Here is a 15,623-nt window from a genome sequence, read left to right on the forward strand (position 1 = left end):
GGTGGCCGCGGTCCTGGCCGTGCCCGCGGCGGCGGTCGCGGCGCTGCGCCCCGCGGTGGCGGCGCCCGCGCTGCCGGGGATCGGGGTCGGGCTGGCGGTCGACGGTCTGGCGTCGGTGGGTATCTGGACGCTGGTCGCCGTCCTGGTCGCCGTGGCGGTGTTCGGCCTGCCGGGCGGCGCCGCCCCGAACGCCGAACCGAGCGGCGGCGGCGAGTCAGGCGGCGATTCGGACGCCGGGCCCGGCAGCGGCGGCCCCCGGCCCCGTTCCCGCACCCGCTCGCATGCCCGCTACTACGGGCTGCTGCTGGTCTTTGCCGCGGCGATGCTGGCCACGGTCACGGCGGCAGACCTGCTCACACTGCTCATGGCCTGGGAGGTCATGGGCGCCGCCTCCTACGGGCTGATCGCCTTCCACTGGCGCGAGCCGCGCACCGGGTCCTCCGCCGCCGTCTCGTTCCTCACCACACGCACCGCCGACCTGGGCATCTACGCTGCGGCCGGCGCCGCACTGGCCGGCGGAGCACCCGGGCTGGAGCTGGACGAACTGGCGGGTCTGACCGCGCCGTGGAGCCATGTGGCCGCCGCCGGACTGCTGGCCGCCGCCCTGGGGAAGTCCGCCCAGCTGCCGTTCGCCTTCTGGCTGTCGCGCGCCATGGACGGGCCGAGCCCGGTCTCGGCGCTGCTGCACTCGGCGACGATGGTCGCGGCGGGCGGGTACCTGCTGCTGCGCGTGCAGCCCGCGCTGGCGGCGACCGGTTGGGCGGGGCCCGCAGCCGCCTGGGCGGGTGCGCTGACGGCACTGGTGATGGGCGCCGTGGCCTGCTGCCAGCGCGACCTCAAGCAGTTGCTCGCCGCCTCGACCAGCGCCCAGCTCGGTTTCGTCGTGCTCGCCGCCGGTGCCGGGGGCGTGGCCGGCGGCGCAGCGCAGTTCGCGGCGCACGCCGCGGTCAAGAGCCTGCTGTTCCTGGTGGCGGGCGCCTGGCTGGTGTCGCTGGGGACCACCGGCCTCGGCGGGCTGCGCGGGGCCGCCCGCAGGCATCGGCTCGCGGGCGGCTGCTTCACGGTCGGCGCGCTTGCGCTCGGCGGCATCCCGCCGCTGTCGGTGTGGGCGGCCAAGGATCTGGTGCTGGCCGCCGCACCGGGCGTTGCACTGCACGTCGCCGGGTACGCCGCCGCAGCGCTGGCCGCGGGCTATGCGGGCGTGGCGTTGGCGGTGGTGTGGTCCCGCCCCGCGCCGGACAGCGCCGCGCGCAGCACCGGCGCGGGCAGGGGCACCGCCGCCGCCACCAGTGCCGCTGACACGGCCGCCGGCACCGCAGCCTTCCGCGCCGCCCGTCCGATCGGGCTCCGCGAGTCGCTGCCGCTGCCCGCCCTCGCAGCCGCGGCGGCGGCTCTGGGCGCCCTCGCGCTTCCGGAGGCCGGACACCGGTGGGCCGCCCTGCTCGGCCACCCCGCCGCGCCCGCGCCCGGCCCGCCGGCCGCGGCGGTGTCGGCGCTGGTCGCAGTGGGCGTGCTCGGTGCGGTGGTGCTGGTACGCAGACGCGAGCCGGCCCCCGCGCCCGCCCGGCGGTGGTGGATCCGGTGGCCGCGCGGCTGGCTGGGTCTGGAACAGGCCGCACGCAGCACCGTGGCGGCGCCGGTGCTGGCGGCGGCGGGCGCGTTGGCGGCCTTCGACGACCGGGTACTGGACCGCGGAATCACCGGCGCCGCCACCTGGGTCCCGCGGTTCGCCGGTGTGCTGGGCGACCGTGTCGAGCCGGTGGTGGAGGCGGTCGTTGCGGCGCTGGCGTCGGGCGCTCGGGCCTTGGGCGCGCAGGCACACCGCCCGCAGACGGGTCTGGTCCACCAGTACTACGCGCAGAGCGCCGCGGTGCTTGCTGCTGCGGCGGTGGTTGTGGCTGTTTTGGCGGCGGTGGGGTGAGCCATGGTTGAGTCTGCGCCCGCTGTCGCGCCGCTCACGGTGGCTCTGCCCGCTGCCTGGGTCCCGCGGCTGGCCGGTGTGCGGGGCGGTCGTGTCGAGCCGGTCATTGCGGCCATGGCGTTGGGCGCACAGGTGCGCCGGCAGCAGGCGGTGCTGGCCCACGAAGTCCTGCGCGCGGAGCGCCGCGGTTTTCTTCGGTCCACCGCCCCTGCGCCCACCGCCCTTCCGCCCGCTGCCGCGCGGGACCGCAGGTGGCCCCGCCCCAGGGGCCGCGCACACATCCGCCACTTGTCCATGCCGTCCGCCTTTTCTGTGCTGTCCGTGCCGCCGGCGTCGAGGCTGTTGAGGTGACCGTGCTCTCTGTCGTCGTCTTCCTGCCGCTGGTTGCCGCGGGTGTGCTGATGGTGTTGCCGCGGACCGCCGGCCGGGCCGCGGACCGGGCTGTGCCGGTGACCTGGATCGCAGCGGCCGGTGTCGAACTGGTCCTGGTGGGCGTGCTGTGGAGCGGCTACCCCGACGCCCTGAACGGTCCGGGCGCCGCGGTGGACCCGGCGCCGGGCGGCAGCGGCCCCGCCGGCCCGGTCGCCTACGAAACCGACCTGGAGTGGATCCCCAGCCTCGGATCGGGTTACCACATCGGCGTCGACGGGTTCTCGCTGCCGCTGGTGGCGATGACCGCGGTGCTGTTCCTGGCCTGCGCCGTGTACTCGCTACGCACCCGCCACCCGCGCCCGCGCAGTTACGCGGCGCTGTTCCTCGCCCTGCAGACGGTCTCCACCGGGCTATTCACCGCCCTCGACCTGCTGCTGTTCTTCGTCTTCTTCGACCTGTCCATCGCGCTGATGTACTTCGTCATCGCCGGTTGGGGACACGGCGACCCCGCGCGTTCGGCGCTGCGGTTCTTCCTCTACACCTTCGTCGGATCGCTGGCGCTGCTGGTCGGCTTCATCGGCCTGTACCTGTCGGCCGACCCGCACACTTTCGACATGGTCGAGCTGGCGCGCCAGACCCCGCTGGACGGCCGCGCGGCGGCCGGCGGCGCGGTGCTGCTGGCGATCGGCGCGGGCCTTGCGGTGAAGACGCCGCTGGTGCCGTTCCACACCTGGCTGCCGCCCGCCCACACCGACGCGCCCGCCGCCGGATCGGCGGTCCTGGCGGGGGTGCTGCTGAAGATGGGCGCCTACGGATTCGTGCGGATCGCCATGCCGATCCTGCCGGGGGCCTGGCACGCTTGGGCACCGGGCATCGCCCTCCTCGGGACGGTCTCCGTCCTCTACGGCGCGCTGGTGGCCCTGGCCCAGACCGACTTCAAGCGCATGGTCGCCTACACCTCGGTCAACCACATGGGCTATGTGCTGCTGGGGCTGGGCGCGGCCGGCACCGCGGCGGCCGGCAGTGGCCCGGCGGCCGAGCTCGCCGTCAGCGGAGCGGCGGTGCAACTGGTCAGCCACGGCCTGCTCACCGGCGCCCTGTTCCTGCTCGCCGGAGTCCTCTACGCGCGCGGCGGCACCTACGACATGGGTTCCTACGGCGGGTTGGCCGGGCCCGCGCCGCGCTTTGCCGCCGCGCTGGCGGTGGCCGCGTTCGGATCGCTGGGGCTGCCGGGGTTGTCGGGCTTCATCGCCGAGTTCCAGGTGTTCACCGGCGGCCTGGGGCTGGCGCCGCTGCCGACCGCACTGGCGCTGCCCGGCATCCTGATCACCGCCGCACTGCTGCTGCGCGCGTTGCAGCGGCTCCTGCTGGGCCGCCGCCGACCACCGGTGGGCCCGGGCGGCGGCGGCCCCGACGCGTTCAGCGACCTGCGGGCCGCCGAAAGCGCGGCAATCGTGCCGCTGCTGGCGCTGTCCATGCTCATCGGACTGTTCCCGCGCACCGTGCTCGACGTCATCGCGCCCGCTGCCGCCGCAGCGGCCGACCTGGTGCTGCGGTAGGGCGGCGGCCATGGCCACGATGACGCTCGCTGCGCTACTCCCCGAAGCCGTGCTCGCGCTTGCCGCGGTCGCGGGGCTGCTGCTGGGCAGTTGGCTGCCGCGCCGCAGGCAGTGGATCGTGCGCGCGCTCGCATTGGCCGCCGTCACCGCCGCGCTCGCGGCCACCGCGGTCGCGGCGGCCGGCGGTGCCGCCCACACCGCGGCGTCGGGCTCCTACGCCGTCGACCTGCCGCTGCATGCCGCACGCGCCGCCGTGCTGGTGGGAACGGGCATGGTGGTCCTGGCCGGCACCGAGCAGTTCGGCGGCGCCCGCCGCGAGACCGAGGCCTACGTGCTGCTGCTGCTCGCGGCGCTGGGCTCGCTGGTGCTGGCGGGAGCGAACGGGCTGCTGGTGCTGGCCGCCGGCTACCTGCTGGCGAGTATCCCGCTGTACGCACTCGTCGCCTTTGCCAAGGACGCGCCCGGTACCGAGGCGGGCCTGAAGTACTTCCTGATGGGCGCCCTGTTCGGCGTCGTACTGCTGGGCGGGACGACCGTGCTGCTGGCAGCCGGCGGCGCCACCGGTTACGCGCTGCTGGGCGCCGGCCTGCCCGAGGCGCCGCCCGCCGCAGCGGCAGCCGGGGCGGTGGCGGTGCTGGCGGCGCTGCTGTTCAAGTCCGGTGCGGTGCCCGCACACTTCTGGGTGCCAGACGCCACCGAGGGCGCGCCGCCGCCGGTCGCGGCGTTCATCACCACCGTGCCCAAGATCGGCGCCCTGGTGGCGGTCTACCGGTTCGGTGCCGGGCTGCCGCTGGAGGCGGGAGGCGGCTGGCCGCTGCTGGTGGCCGCCGCAGCGGCGGCCACCATGGTGCTGGGCAACCTCGCCGCCTTCGGCCAGGACGGCGTCCGCCGGCTGCTGGCCTACTCCACCATCGGCCAGGTCGGGTTCCTGCTGATGGCCGTGGCCGCCTATGCGGGGTCGCCGGAGGCGCTGCCGGCGCTGCTGTACTACCTGGCGGCCTACACGGTCACCAACATCGGGGCGTTCGCCGCGGTGTGCGCGCTGCCCGGCGCCGAAAGGATCGGCCAGTGGAGAGGGCTGTTCGGCCGCCGCCCCTGGCTGGCGCTCAGCCTGGTGGTGTGCCTGCTCGGCCTGGTCGGCACCCCGCCAACCGCGGTGTTCGTCGGCAAGCTGGCCGTTTTCACCGCCGCCTACGACGCGGGTCTGGTGTGGCTGGTGGTGCTGGCCGCAGCTGCGACCGCGGCCAGCCTGTTCTACTACCTGCGCTGGATCCTGCCGCTGTTCGCGGGCCCGGCCGGTGCCGCCGGATCCGCCGGACACACCGGCACCGGCCGGTCCGGACGCTGGGCGGCCGCGGTTGCGGTCGGCGCGGCTGCGCTGTCGTTGCTGCTGGGCGTGGCTGCCGGTGTGGTGCTGGACGGGCTGGATGCCGCTGCCTTGGCGGGTTGACCGGCGGCCCGGCCGGCTGCTCGCCGAGCGGCCGGCTCGGTCGCTTGGCGGCCTGCCCGCCCGGCGAGCCGCCCGATCAGCGGCCCGCCCGGCGAGTGCCCAGACCAGCGGTCGGGCCGGCCACCCACCCGGCGAGCCGCCCCACCAGCGGCGGCCCGCCGCCTCCCCGGCGCTACTCGGAGTCGGCGCGCCGGTAGGTGCACAGCACCACGCCGGTGGGCGTGGGTGTGGCCGAGACCAGCCGCAGCGGACGCGAGCGGCCGTCTTCGGGGAAGGCGCGCTTGCCGCCGCCCAGCAGCACGGGTTCGATCATCATCCGGAACTCGTCGACGAGGTCGCGGGCCACGAGCTGCTGCGCGAAGTTCGAGCTGCCCATGACGTGCATGTCGCCCTCGCCCTCGCCGCGCAGGCGGCCGACGGCCCCGAAGACGTCGTCGGCCGGCAGCAGCGTGGAGTTCCAACGCATGTCGGCCGGGGTCAGCGTGGTCGAGGCGACGTACTTCGGCAACGCGTTCATCCGCTCGGTGAACGGGTCGTCGTCCTCGGTGCGCTCGGGCCAGTGGTCGGCCATGACCCGCCATGTGCGGCGGCCGAACAGCAGCGCCGCGGTGGACTGCACGGCTTCGTCGATGTAGGAGGCCATCACCTCCTCGTCGAAGTAGGGCATCGACCAACCGCCGTGGGCGAACCCGCCGTCGGTGTCCTCCTCGGGGCCGCCGGGCGCTTGCACAACGCCGTCGAGGCTCATGAAGTCGCTGAGTACGATCCGCATGCCGGTCTCCAGGTGCTCGTTTCCGCAGTGTCCGCAGAGTAGACCGCGGCACCGGCGAAAACTCATCGCCCGCGCGGCGGTTCGCGCGCGATTGCCGGTGGCGCCGGCAGGTGGGCGCGCGTGTCTGTGTCATGTCGGGTTCCCGGCGACGATCATGCAGAAATGCCTGTCTCAGCTTTGAAATCCGGGCACTTCCGCAGGGCCGGCGGCGGGCTCCTGCTCCTGCTCCTGCTGTTCCCGTTTCCGCTCCCGGAGGCGCTGCCGCTGCGGGACCACCGTGTACTCGGGGTCGGCGGCCGAGGCCACCCCGGCCTGGAAGACACCGAACCGGGTGCAAGCCGAGCCGGCCAGCAGCGCGGCCCCCGACAGCACGGAAACGGTCCGGCTGCGCCGGCCCAGCAGGGCCCCCGCCGCGCCGCCAATGGTCAGTACCTTGGCGGCCCGCATCAGCGCACCGCTGCGCCCGTGCCGATAAGGCTCGGCGACCATGCCCATGCGCCGTTCCATCGCGGCCAGCGCCGTGTTCTCCAGGGCCGCGCCGAAAACCCCTGCGCGCCGTGCGGGCCCCGCCTGGTCCAGCGGCGCCGCGATCATGCCGACCCCGCCGGCCGCGGCCGCCGCCGAACCCGTGAACACGAACGGCATCTCCCGGTAGCCCTCGTGCCAGGCCGGCACCGCGGTGTCGCAGATCAGCGGCGCGGTGTAGGCGGCCACGGCCGGGCCCACCGCTGCGGCGCCCAACCCCGCGAGCCGGCCCGGGCCCGGCAGCAGCCCCGTTGCCTGCGACACCGCGGCCGCACCGGCGAGCGGGCCGTAGCCCGCCAGCAGCCAGGAGCCCACGCTCATCGGCGACGTCCACTTCACGACCCGCAGCATGTTCAGGAACCGCGCGGGGCGCCCGAGGTCGTTGATCAGCGCGGCGGCGGAACCGGATACGGCCGCCAGCGCCGTGTAGCGCAGCGGCCGTGCCAGGCCGGGCCGCCCGGTCAGATCTGCCCCGGCCGCCAGCACCGACGATGCGCCCGCCAGCCCGCCCAGGAACAGGTAGCCGGCGATGTCGCGGGGCTCCCACACGATCTGGTTGAGTACCGGCCGGTTGTAGTAGGAGCGGAACTCGGCCTCGCCGCCGCGGTCGCGGCCCCGGTCGGGGCGCCGCTCGGTGCGGTGCCCGTCCAGGGTGGTGACCGCGCCGGTCAACGCCTCGCGGTCGGGCCGCGCGCCGCGGATGCCGTCCTTGGTCACGTCCGATGTGCTCAACTGCGCCTCCCCGCAAACGCCGCGGTGATACCGGCCAGCAGCGCCGCCGCCGCCACGCCGGCGTGGCACCACATCGACGGCAGGTCGCGGGTGGTCACCACCGGGTCCGGCGGCAGCCCGTAGACCTCGGGTTCATCGAGCAGCAGGAAGAACGCGCCGTCGCCGCCGACACCGTCGCCGGGGTCGCGGCCGTAGAGCTGCGCCGATTCGATCCCGGCGCCGTGCAGGTTGCGCAGCCGCTCGTCGGCGCGCTCCCGCAGCTCGTCCAATTCCCCGAACTGGATGGAGTCGGTGGGGCACGCCTTTGCGCACGCCGGCTCTTGGCCGTCGCCCAGCCGGTCGTAGCACAGCGTGCACTTCCACACCCGGCCATCGTCCTCGCGCTGGCCGATCACTCCGTAGGGGCAGGCCGGCACGCAGTATCCGCAGCCGTTGCAGATGTCCTCCTGCACCACGACCGTGCCGTACTCGGTGCGGAACAGCGATCCGGTGGGGCACACGTCCAGGCAGGCCGCGTGGGTGCAGTGCTTGCACACATCCGAGGACATCAGCCAGCGGAATTCACCGCGCTCATCCTCGCCGGCCGCGGAGCCGGGCAGCTCGAAGGAGGGCATGCCCAGGTCGACCGGGTCGGGCGTGCCCTCGGGCCGGCCCACGCCGCTCTCCTGCACGCCGATGGGTTTGCGCTGCTCGATGAAGGCGACGTGGCGCCAGGTGTCGGCGTCCAGCCCGCCGCTGTTGTCGAAGGACATGGCCGTGAAATCCAGCCCGTCCTCCGGGACCAGGTTCCATTCCTTGCAGGCGACCTCGCAGGCCTTGCACCCGATGCAGACGCTGGTGTCGGTGAAGAACCCCATGCGCGGGCGGTGCCCGTCGCCTTCACCGGAGTCCGCGCCGCCGCCGGTGTCGCCGGTGCGCACGCCGGAACGCTCGTCCAGGGCCATGTGTCATACCTCCGTTCCGGTCCGGTCGTCGACCCCGGCGCGCCGCTGGTAGTCCAGTACCAGGTCGCGGCGGCCGCTGCCGCGGGGGCGCCGCCCGGGCCGGATGTCGGCGGTCAGCGCCTTGACCTCCTGGATGTGCACGTTGGAGTCCAGTGCGATGGCCGATAGTTCGTTGAACGCGTCGCCGGTGCTGTAGCCGTTGGGCCCCCAGTGGTAGGGCATCCCGATCTGGTGCACGGTGCTGCCGTGCACCTGCAGCGGCACCATGCGGTCGGTGACCAGCACCCGCGCCTCGATCGCGTTGCGCGCCGAGACGATGGTGGCCCAGTCGCCGTGGGTCAGGCCGCGGTCGCGGGCCAGCTCCGGCGAGACCTCGCAGAAGAACTCCGGCTGCAGTTCGGCGAGGTAGGGGGTCCAGCGGCTCATCCCGCCCGCGGTGAAGTGCTCGGTGAGCCGGTAGGTGGTCACCACGTACGGGTAGACCGCGGCTCCGGGCGTACCCGGGTCGGGGTGGTAGCGGTTGCTCTCGTGCGGGTAGACCGCGCGCGCCGGATTGCGGCTCTGGCCGTAGAGCAGGTTGGCGACCGGCGAGTCCTGGGGCTCGTAGTGGGTGGGCATCGGCCCGTCGGTGAGCCCCGCGGGCGCGTAGAGCCAGCCCTTGCCGTCGCCCTGCATGATGAAGGCGTCGGTGCCGCTGAGGGCCGCGACCCCGCGGGCTGCCTCGGGCGGCCGGTAGTGCGGCGGCTTGCCGGCTTCGAAATCGGGGACGTCGTGCCCGGTCCACGCGCCCTGGTCGGCGTCCCACCACACCAGGGCCTTGCGGTCGCTCCACGGCCGGCCTTCGGAGTCGGCGGAGGCCCGGTTGTAGAGCAGCCGCCGGTTGTTGGGCCACGACCACGCCCATTCGGCGGCGATCCAGTCCTGCTGGGTGTGCGGTTTGCGGCGGGCGGCCTGGTTGACGCCCTCGGCGTAGACGCCGCAGTAGATCCAGCAGCCGCAGCTGGTCGAACCGTCGCCGCGCAGCTGGGTGTAGGCGTCGAGGTGGCGGCCGTCGGCGCCGTAGCCGTTGATCTCGGCGAGCACCGCCGCAGCGGAGGGCTCGGCGCCCTCCTCCAGCGGGTAGTCCCAGGTCAACTGCAGCAGGGGCCGGTCGCGCGGGTCGGTGGAGCCGGCCAGTTTCTCGCGGATGATGCGGCCCAGGTGGTACATGAACCACAGGTCGCTGCGGGCGTCGCCCTGGGGCAGTACCGCCCGGTCGTGCCACTGCAGGGTCCGGTTGGTGTTGGTGAAGGTGCCCGACTTCTCGGTGTGGGCGGCGGCGGGGAAGAAGAACACCTCGGTGCCGATGTCCTCGGTGCGCAGCTCGCCCGACTCGATCTCGGGCCCGTCCTTCCACCAGGTCGCGCTTTCGATCAGCGAGAAGTCGCGCACCACCAGCCAGTCCAGGTTGGCCATGCCCAGGCGCTGGGCGCGGGTGTTGGCCGAGCCCACGGCCGGGTTCTCCCCCATCAGGAAGTAGCCCTTGCACACGCCGCGCATCTGTTCCATGACCGTGTCGTAGGTGCTGTGCGAGCCGGTGATGCGCGGCAGGTAACCGAAGGCGTAGTCGTTTTCGGCCGTTGCGTGCTCGCCCCACCACGCCTTGAGCAGGCTGACCAGGTAGGAGTCCATCTCCGACCAGAAGCCGTTGACTGCGGCGTCGGCGGTGACGAAGTCCTCCAGGGTCTGCTCCTCGTGGGCGTGGGGCATCGGTATGTAGCCCGGCAGCAGGTTGAACAGGGTGGGCACGTCGCTGGAGCCCTGGATGCTGGCGTGGCCGCGCAGCGCCTGGATACCGCCGCCGGGGCGGCCGATGTTGCCCAGCAGCAGCTGCAGCACCGAGGCGGCGCGGATGTACTGGGCGCCCACGGTGTGCTGGGTCCAGCCCACCGCGTAGCAGAAGGCGGAGGTGCGGTCGCGGCCGGAGTTCTCGGTCAGGTGGCCGTACACCCGGTCGAAGAGGTCGCGGGGGATGCCGCAGATCCGCTCGACCATCTCGGGCGTGTAGCGGGAGTAGTGCCGTTTGAGGATCTGGAACACGCACCGCGGGTGCTGCAGGGTGGGGTCGGTATCGGGCGTGCCGCCCACCGCGGCGCCGCCGGCGCCCTGCTGTTCCGGGCGGGCGCCCGCCCCGGTCTCCTGCGGCTGCTCGACCCGGTTCCAGTACTCCTGGTCGCGCTGGCCGGAGGCGGGTGCGATGTCGGCGCCTTCGTAGCGCCAGGTCCGCACGTTGTACTTGCGGCCGTCCGCGGAGAACCCGGAGAACAGCCCGTCGAGGTCCTCGGTGTCGCGGAACTCCTCGTTGACGATGGTGGCGGCGTTGGTGAAGGTGACCAGGTAGTCGCGGAAGTACTTCTCCTCGGTGAGGACCCGGTTGATGATCCCGCCGAGGAAGGCGATGTCGGTGCCGGCGCGGATGGGCACGTGCAGGTCGGCCAGTGCGCTGGTGCGGCTGAACCGCGGGTCGACGTGGATGACCACGGCGCCGCGGGCCTTGGCCTCCATCACCCACTGGAACCCGACCGGGTGCGCCTCGGCGTAGTTGGAGCCCTCGATGACGATGCAGTCGGAGTTCTGCAGGTCCTGCATGAAAGTGGTGGCGCCGCCGCGCCCGAACGAGGTGCCCAGCCCGGCGACCGTGGAGCTGTGGCACACGCGCGCCTGGTTCTCGATCTGCACCACGCCCAGCGCCGTCAGCAGCTTCTTGATGAGGTAGTTCTCCTCGTTGTCCAGGGTGGCGCCGCCGAGACTGGCGATACCCAGGGTGCGCGAGGTCCCGACCCCGTTCTGCTCGTCCTGCCAGCCCTGCCGGCGGGCCTCGATGACCCGGTCGGCGACCATGTGCATGGCCTCCCACAGCCCGATCTGCTGCCAGTCGGCGCCATTGGGCGGCCGGTACAGCACCCTGTGCCTGCGGGAGGATCCGGTGGTGAGCTGGAGGCTGGCCGAACCCTTGGGGCACAGCCGGCCCCGGCTGATGGGGGAGTCGGGGTCGCCCTCGATCTGGACGACCTGCTCGTCGCGGACGTAGACGTTCTGCGCGCAGCCGACCGCGCAGTAGGGGCAGACCGACTTCACCACCCGGTCGGCTTCGGCAGTGCGCGCCCGCAGGGCCGAGCTGGCCGCGGATTTGGCCGCGGCACCGCGGCCGGAGGGGTCATCGCCGGTGAGTTGCCGGTAGACCGGCCACGATTCGATCAAGCTGCGAACGCCCATAGCCTCTCCTCTGCTCCTCTGCCTGGTGCACTGGTCGGGCCGGCGGGCCGCCGAGCACGCGGGATGGGCCCGCTGTGCTCGTGGGGCGAGCGGCCGCTACCCGGGCCGGTGTGCGGCAAACGCCGCCGGCAACCGCACGGATGTCCGCAAGGCAGGGGATGCGGGGCGCCGGCGCGGTTGCGCGGGGGGTGCGGGCGCGCAAGGCCGCGGGGAGAGCGGGGCGGCGCCGCCGAACGGCTGCTGCTGGCGGAAGCAGCGCACACGAAAAACGGCCGCCCGGACCCGCCGCGGGGTGCCGGGCGGCCGAACGGCCGGGGCGGCTCGCGCAGTGCTGCGCGTCAGAAGCCGGTGGGAGCAGGCAGCAGGCAGGAGCCGAGCGCTACGAGTTCGGCTTGTCCTGCTCCTGTTGGTCGTCGGGGACCTGCAGCGGCATCAGCATCGCCCACGCCCCCATCAGCAGGCCGAAGACGAGCATGCCCACACCCGACCAGAGGTTCAGGTTCGCTCCGCCGCTGTGTTCGATCTGCTCGGGCGAGGCGAAGATGCCCATCACGGTCAGGACCGCGCCGTAGATGACGAACAGCAGGCCGATGACCGTCCGGATGTCGAAGGCCTTGGCGGCGTTGGGCCGCCCCGATGCGGATGCGGAGCCGTCAGCACTCATCGGTCTGCCTCCTTGCCAGGTTTTCTCTCATTTATCTGCCCTGCCGTCCTTTAAGCGAAGAAGATGTTGAGGAGGATCACGATCACCAGGGCGATGCCGGCCAGCAGACCCGGGCGGCGGTACCACCCGGCGTCCTCACCCGTGGTCGAAGCGCGGAGCGATTCGCGCGGGGTCAGCGACTTCACCAGGCCGACCAGCTCGGCGTCGGGCTTGGGCCGGGTGAACAGGCTGACCACGACGCTGACGACGATGTCGACCACGAACGCGGCACCGGCGCCGACGAAGCTCGCGCCCTGCGCCGACAGGCCGATCACGCCCGTCTCGCTGAGGACGAACACCGTGATCGCGGCCGCGGTACCGGTGACCAGACCGCTCCAGCCGGCGTGCGGAGTCATCCGCTTCCAGTACATGCCCAGGATGAACGTTGCGAACAGCGGCGCGTTGAAGAACGAGAACAGCTGCTGCAGGTAGTCCATCAGGTTGGAGTAACCCGCGGCGATGAACGCGGTGCCGACCGCACCCACGGTGGCGCCGACGGTCACCCAGCGGCCCATGTTCAGGTAGTAGGAGTCGGGGCGGTTCTTGACGATGTACGACTGCCAGATGTCGTAGGTGAACACCGTGTTGAACGAGCTGAGGTTGGCCGCCATACCGGCCATGAACGACGCCAGCAGCCCGGCCAGCGCGACACCGAGCAGGCCGTTGGGCAGGGTGTCGCGCATGAGCAGCAGCAGGGCGTCGTTGTACTCGACATTGGTGTTCTCGCCCGCCTTGAGCGCGACCATCTCCGAGACGCTGACACCGGCGATCATGCCGGGCACGACGACGAGGAAGGGGATGAACAGCTTGGGGAAGGCGCCGATGATGGGGGTGCGCATGGCCGCCGACATGCTCTTGGAGGCCATTGCGCGCTGGACCTCGACAAAGTTGGTCGTCCAGTAGCCGAACGCCAGCACGAAGCCCAGACCGAAGACGATGCCGAAGATGCTGAGGAAGTTGTCCGTGAAGCCGGTCAGCGCGTTGCCGGGCCAGGCCGAGAGCTGCTCGGGCCCCTGGGGGCTCTGGGTGACCTCCTCGACCAGGCCGGACCAGCCGCCGACGCGGTGCAGCCCCGCCAGGGTGAGCGGTGTCAGCGCCGCCACGATGACGAAGAACTGCAGCACCTCGTTGTAGATGGCCGCGGAGAGCCCGCCCAGCGCTGTGTAGCTGAGGACGATCGCGGCGGCGACCACCAGCGACAGCCACAGCGGCCAGCCCAGTAGGGCGTCGACGATGCTGGCGAGCAGGAACAGGTTGATGCCGGCGATCAGGACCTGGGCGGTCGCGAAGCTGACGCCGTTGACCAGGTGGGCCGCCTTGCCGAATCGGCGGTTCATGAACTCCGGGACGCTGCGGACCTTGGAGCCGTAGTAGAACGGCATCATCACGATGCCCAGGAACAGCATCGCCGGTACGGCGCCGACCCAGAAGTAGTGCATGGTCGGCAGGCCGTATTTGGCGCCGTTGGCCGACATGCCGATGACCTCGACGGCGCCCAGGTTGGCGGCGATGAAGGCCAGGCCCGTCACCCAGGCCGGCAGTGAGCGCCCGGACAGGAAGAAGTCAAGGCTGGTTGATACCGAGCGCCGGGCGAGGAAGCCGATGCCCAGTACGAATACGAAGTACAGCGCGAGCAGCGCGTAGTCGATGAAGCCGGCGTCCAGCCGTAGCGGCTCTTGTGCTAGGGCGATCACTTCGGCCTGTCCTCTCTGAACATAATGTTCCTCCCGTGGGGGTGCAGCCGCGGAGCCGCTGGTCCGCGACCGGAGCGGGGAGCCGACCGGCACGGGCGGCCGAGGGGCCCGTGCCCGCCGTCGCAGGCCGACCGGAGCTCTCCGCGGCACCGGGGGCCGTGCCCGCGATCCGCTGCGTGGCCGGGGCGGCGCCGGGTACGGGATCACCGTTCGGCGCCTTGCCTCCGGCCGTGCAGCGGGGCGGGAACATGAGCTGGTCGAGCTCGTGCCCCGTTTTCCTGTATGTGGTTGTGAGCGAGCTTGTGCAATTTACCCGAAACCGAACATTAACCCACAGCCGGAGTAACCTTCTTGCACAACTTGCAGAGTGTCAAGCGTTGCATACCGGATGCAGTCGCACCGCGTGGAAACACCTCAAGGTAACCGCCATAAGAGCAGGTCGAAACGGTGGAAGGCGGGTGTGTGGCGATCGGTCCCGCTAAGCCGCGGTTGGCGGAGCGCTTGACAACGATGTGCAAGATGTCAGTATTCTCCCAACAATTTCCAACACGGTCACGCGGATCCACCGCTCGTGCGGGCACCGCCCGGCCCGAGCCCGCGAACCGCCGGGACCGCAGACCACGGGGGACGCGATGCTGGCCGCGCAGCGACAGGCACTGATCCTCGAACAGGTGCGCGCATCCGGGGGCGTCCGGGTCACCGAGCTCGTCGAGCATTTGGACGTCTCCGACATGACCGTGCGGCGCGACCTGGACGCGCTGGAGGCGCGCGGTCTGCTGCGCAAGGTCCACGGCGGCGCCGTCGCCCCGCACCGGCACAGCACCGAAGAACCCGGCTTCGAAGTCAACGCCACGCGCCAGGAGGACGAGAAACAGGCCATTGCCAGGGCCGCCGCCCGACTGGTCGAACCCGACAGCGCGATCGGCCTGTCGGCCGGCACCACCACCTGCGCCGTCGCCCACCACCTGCGCGAGACCCCCGGGCTGACCGTGGTCACCAACTGCCTGCGGGTCGCCGACGTCTTCTACCGCTCGCCGCGTTCGGACCAGACCGTCGTGCTGACCGGCGGGTTCCGCACCCCGTCCGACGCGCTGGTCGGACCGCTGGCGGTGGCGGCCGTGCGCAGCCTGCACCTGGACACGCTGCTGCTGGGCGTGCACGGGATGGACGTATCGGCCGGGCTGACCACGCCCAACCTCATGGAGGGAGAGACCGACCAGGCGCTGGTCGAGGCATCCCGCAAGCTGGTGGTCGTGGCCGACCACACCAAGTGGTCCACGGTCGGTATCTGCACCATCGCACCGCTGGAACGCTGCGACGTGCTGGTCACCGACACGGGCCTGGACGGCGAGGCCCGCCAGCAGCTCGCCGACCGCGTGGGCGGGCTGCTGATCGCCGAGGAGGCAGAGGAAGTGGCCCGCGGCGGCAGCGGCGCCGGGGAGCCCGCCGAGAGCCCGGCGGCGGCCGAGTAGGACCCGGTGCTCCGGTTCAGCACCGGACCGATCGCCGCGGTGGGCAGGTGCTCGCGCCCGAACGGGACGGCCGCCCGCGCCCGCACTGTCCGGTCGGTACGGCCGGTCCCCGCACGCGCGGCGGGGAGCCGCGCAGTAGCGCAGCGACCCGCCGAACACGCCCTAGGTGTGATGTCCCGGGACGTTGGTAACAGCCGACACGCCCCGCACAGCGGTTGAAACAG

Annotated in this window: 10 protein-coding genes; 4 read left to right on the forward strand and 6 right to left on the reverse strand. The window is 72.4% G+C overall.

What is annotated here, in order from left to right:
* From ACYVD5_RS00630 to ACYVD5_RS00640, 3 genes are all read left to right on the forward strand, one after another.
* The coding region (locus tag ACYVD5_RS00630) for a proton-conducting transporter transmembrane domain-containing protein (protein WP_460998848.1) at positions 1 to 1,921 on the forward strand (1,921 nt) is incomplete at its 5' end.
* Between the two features lie 347 nt (positions 1,922 to 2,268).
* Positions 2,269 to 3,852 carry a complex I subunit 4 family protein gene (locus tag ACYVD5_RS00635; protein WP_460998849.1) on the forward strand — a complete coding sequence of 528 codons (1,584 nt, stop codon included), beginning with the start codon at positions 2,269 to 2,271 and terminating at the stop codon, positions 3,850 to 3,852.
* A 10-nt stretch (positions 3,853 to 3,862) separates the two neighbouring features.
* The gene (locus ACYVD5_RS00640) at positions 3,863 to 5,302 is read left to right on the forward strand and encodes an NADH-quinone oxidoreductase subunit N (RefSeq protein WP_460998850.1); all 1,440 of its coding nucleotides are present in this window, start codon (positions 3,863 to 3,865) and stop codon (positions 5,300 to 5,302) included.
* A gap of 172 nt (positions 5,303 to 5,474) precedes the next feature.
* Here ACYVD5_RS00640 and ACYVD5_RS00645 read toward each other — a convergent pair whose 3' ends face one another.
* The 6 genes from ACYVD5_RS00645 to ACYVD5_RS00670 form a co-directional block, all read right to left on the reverse strand.
* Positions 5,475 to 6,074, reverse strand: coding sequence for a dihydrofolate reductase family protein (locus ACYVD5_RS00645; protein WP_460998851.1), 600 nt, complete (start codon positions 6,072 to 6,074; stop codon positions 5,475 to 5,477).
* A 171-nt stretch (positions 6,075 to 6,245) separates the two neighbouring features.
* Positions 6,246 to 7,331: an NrfD/PsrC family molybdoenzyme membrane anchor subunit gene (gene nrfD, locus ACYVD5_RS00650; protein WP_460998852.1), complete on the reverse strand. Its 1,086-nt coding sequence runs from the start codon at positions 7,329 to 7,331 to the stop codon at positions 6,246 to 6,248.
* A complete protein-coding gene (locus ACYVD5_RS00655; RefSeq protein ID WP_460998857.1) occupies positions 7,328 to 8,188 on the reverse strand; it encodes a 4Fe-4S dicluster domain-containing protein in 861 nt (286 codons plus the stop codon). The genes nrfD and ACYVD5_RS00655 overlap by 4 nt, the downstream gene beginning before the upstream one ends.
* Positions 8,189 to 8,278: 90 nt before the next feature.
* Entirely contained in the window at positions 8,279 to 11,530 is a 3,252-nt protein-coding gene (gene fdh / locus ACYVD5_RS00660) for a formate dehydrogenase (RefSeq protein WP_460998853.1), read from the reverse strand.
* A gap of 379 nt (positions 11,531 to 11,909) precedes the next feature.
* Positions 11,910 to 12,194 carry a hypothetical protein gene (locus tag ACYVD5_RS00665; RefSeq protein ID WP_460998854.1) on the reverse strand — a complete coding sequence of 95 codons (285 nt, stop codon included), beginning with the start codon at positions 12,192 to 12,194 and terminating at the stop codon, positions 11,910 to 11,912.
* 50 nt (positions 12,195 to 12,244) lie between these two features.
* Complete coding sequence (locus ACYVD5_RS00670) at positions 12,245 to 13,927, reverse strand: sodium:solute symporter family protein (protein WP_460998855.1); 1,683 nt, start codon at positions 13,925 to 13,927, stop codon at positions 12,245 to 12,247.
* 632 nt (positions 13,928 to 14,559) lie between these two features.
* On the opposite strand from ACYVD5_RS00670, the gene ACYVD5_RS00675 reads away from it, so the two are divergent.
* Positions 14,560 to 15,399, forward strand: a complete 840-nt coding sequence (locus ACYVD5_RS00675) for a DeoR/GlpR family DNA-binding transcription regulator (RefSeq protein ID WP_460998856.1) — start codon at positions 14,560 to 14,562, stop codon at positions 15,397 to 15,399.
* Positions 15,400 to 15,623 lie beyond the last annotated feature (224 nt).

It is taken from the genome of Streptomonospora sediminis (assembly GCF_054778995.1).

Coding starts and splice junctions, on each gene's coding strand:
- ACYVD5_RS00640 (WP_460998850.1), top strand. CDS start 3,863: ATGGCCACGATGACGCTCGCTGCGCTACTCCCCGAAGCCGTGCTCGCG.
- ACYVD5_RS00645 (WP_460998851.1), bottom strand. CDS start 6,074: ATGCGGATCGTACTCAGCGACTTCATGAGCCTCGACGGCGTTGTGCAA.
- ACYVD5_RS00655 (WP_460998857.1), bottom strand. CDS start 8,188: ATGGGGTTCTTCACCGACACCAGCGTCTGCATCGGGTGCAAGGCCTGC.
- fdh (WP_460998853.1), bottom strand. CDS start 11,530: ATGGGCGTTCGCAGCTTGATCGAATCGTGGCCGGTCTACCGGCAACTC.
- ACYVD5_RS00665 (WP_460998854.1), bottom strand. CDS start 12,194: ATGAGTGCTGACGGCTCCGCATCCGCATCGGGGCGGCCCAACGCCGCC.
- ACYVD5_RS00675 (WP_460998856.1), top strand. CDS start 14,560: ATGCTGGCCGCGCAGCGACAGGCACTGATCCTCGAACAGGTGCGCGCA.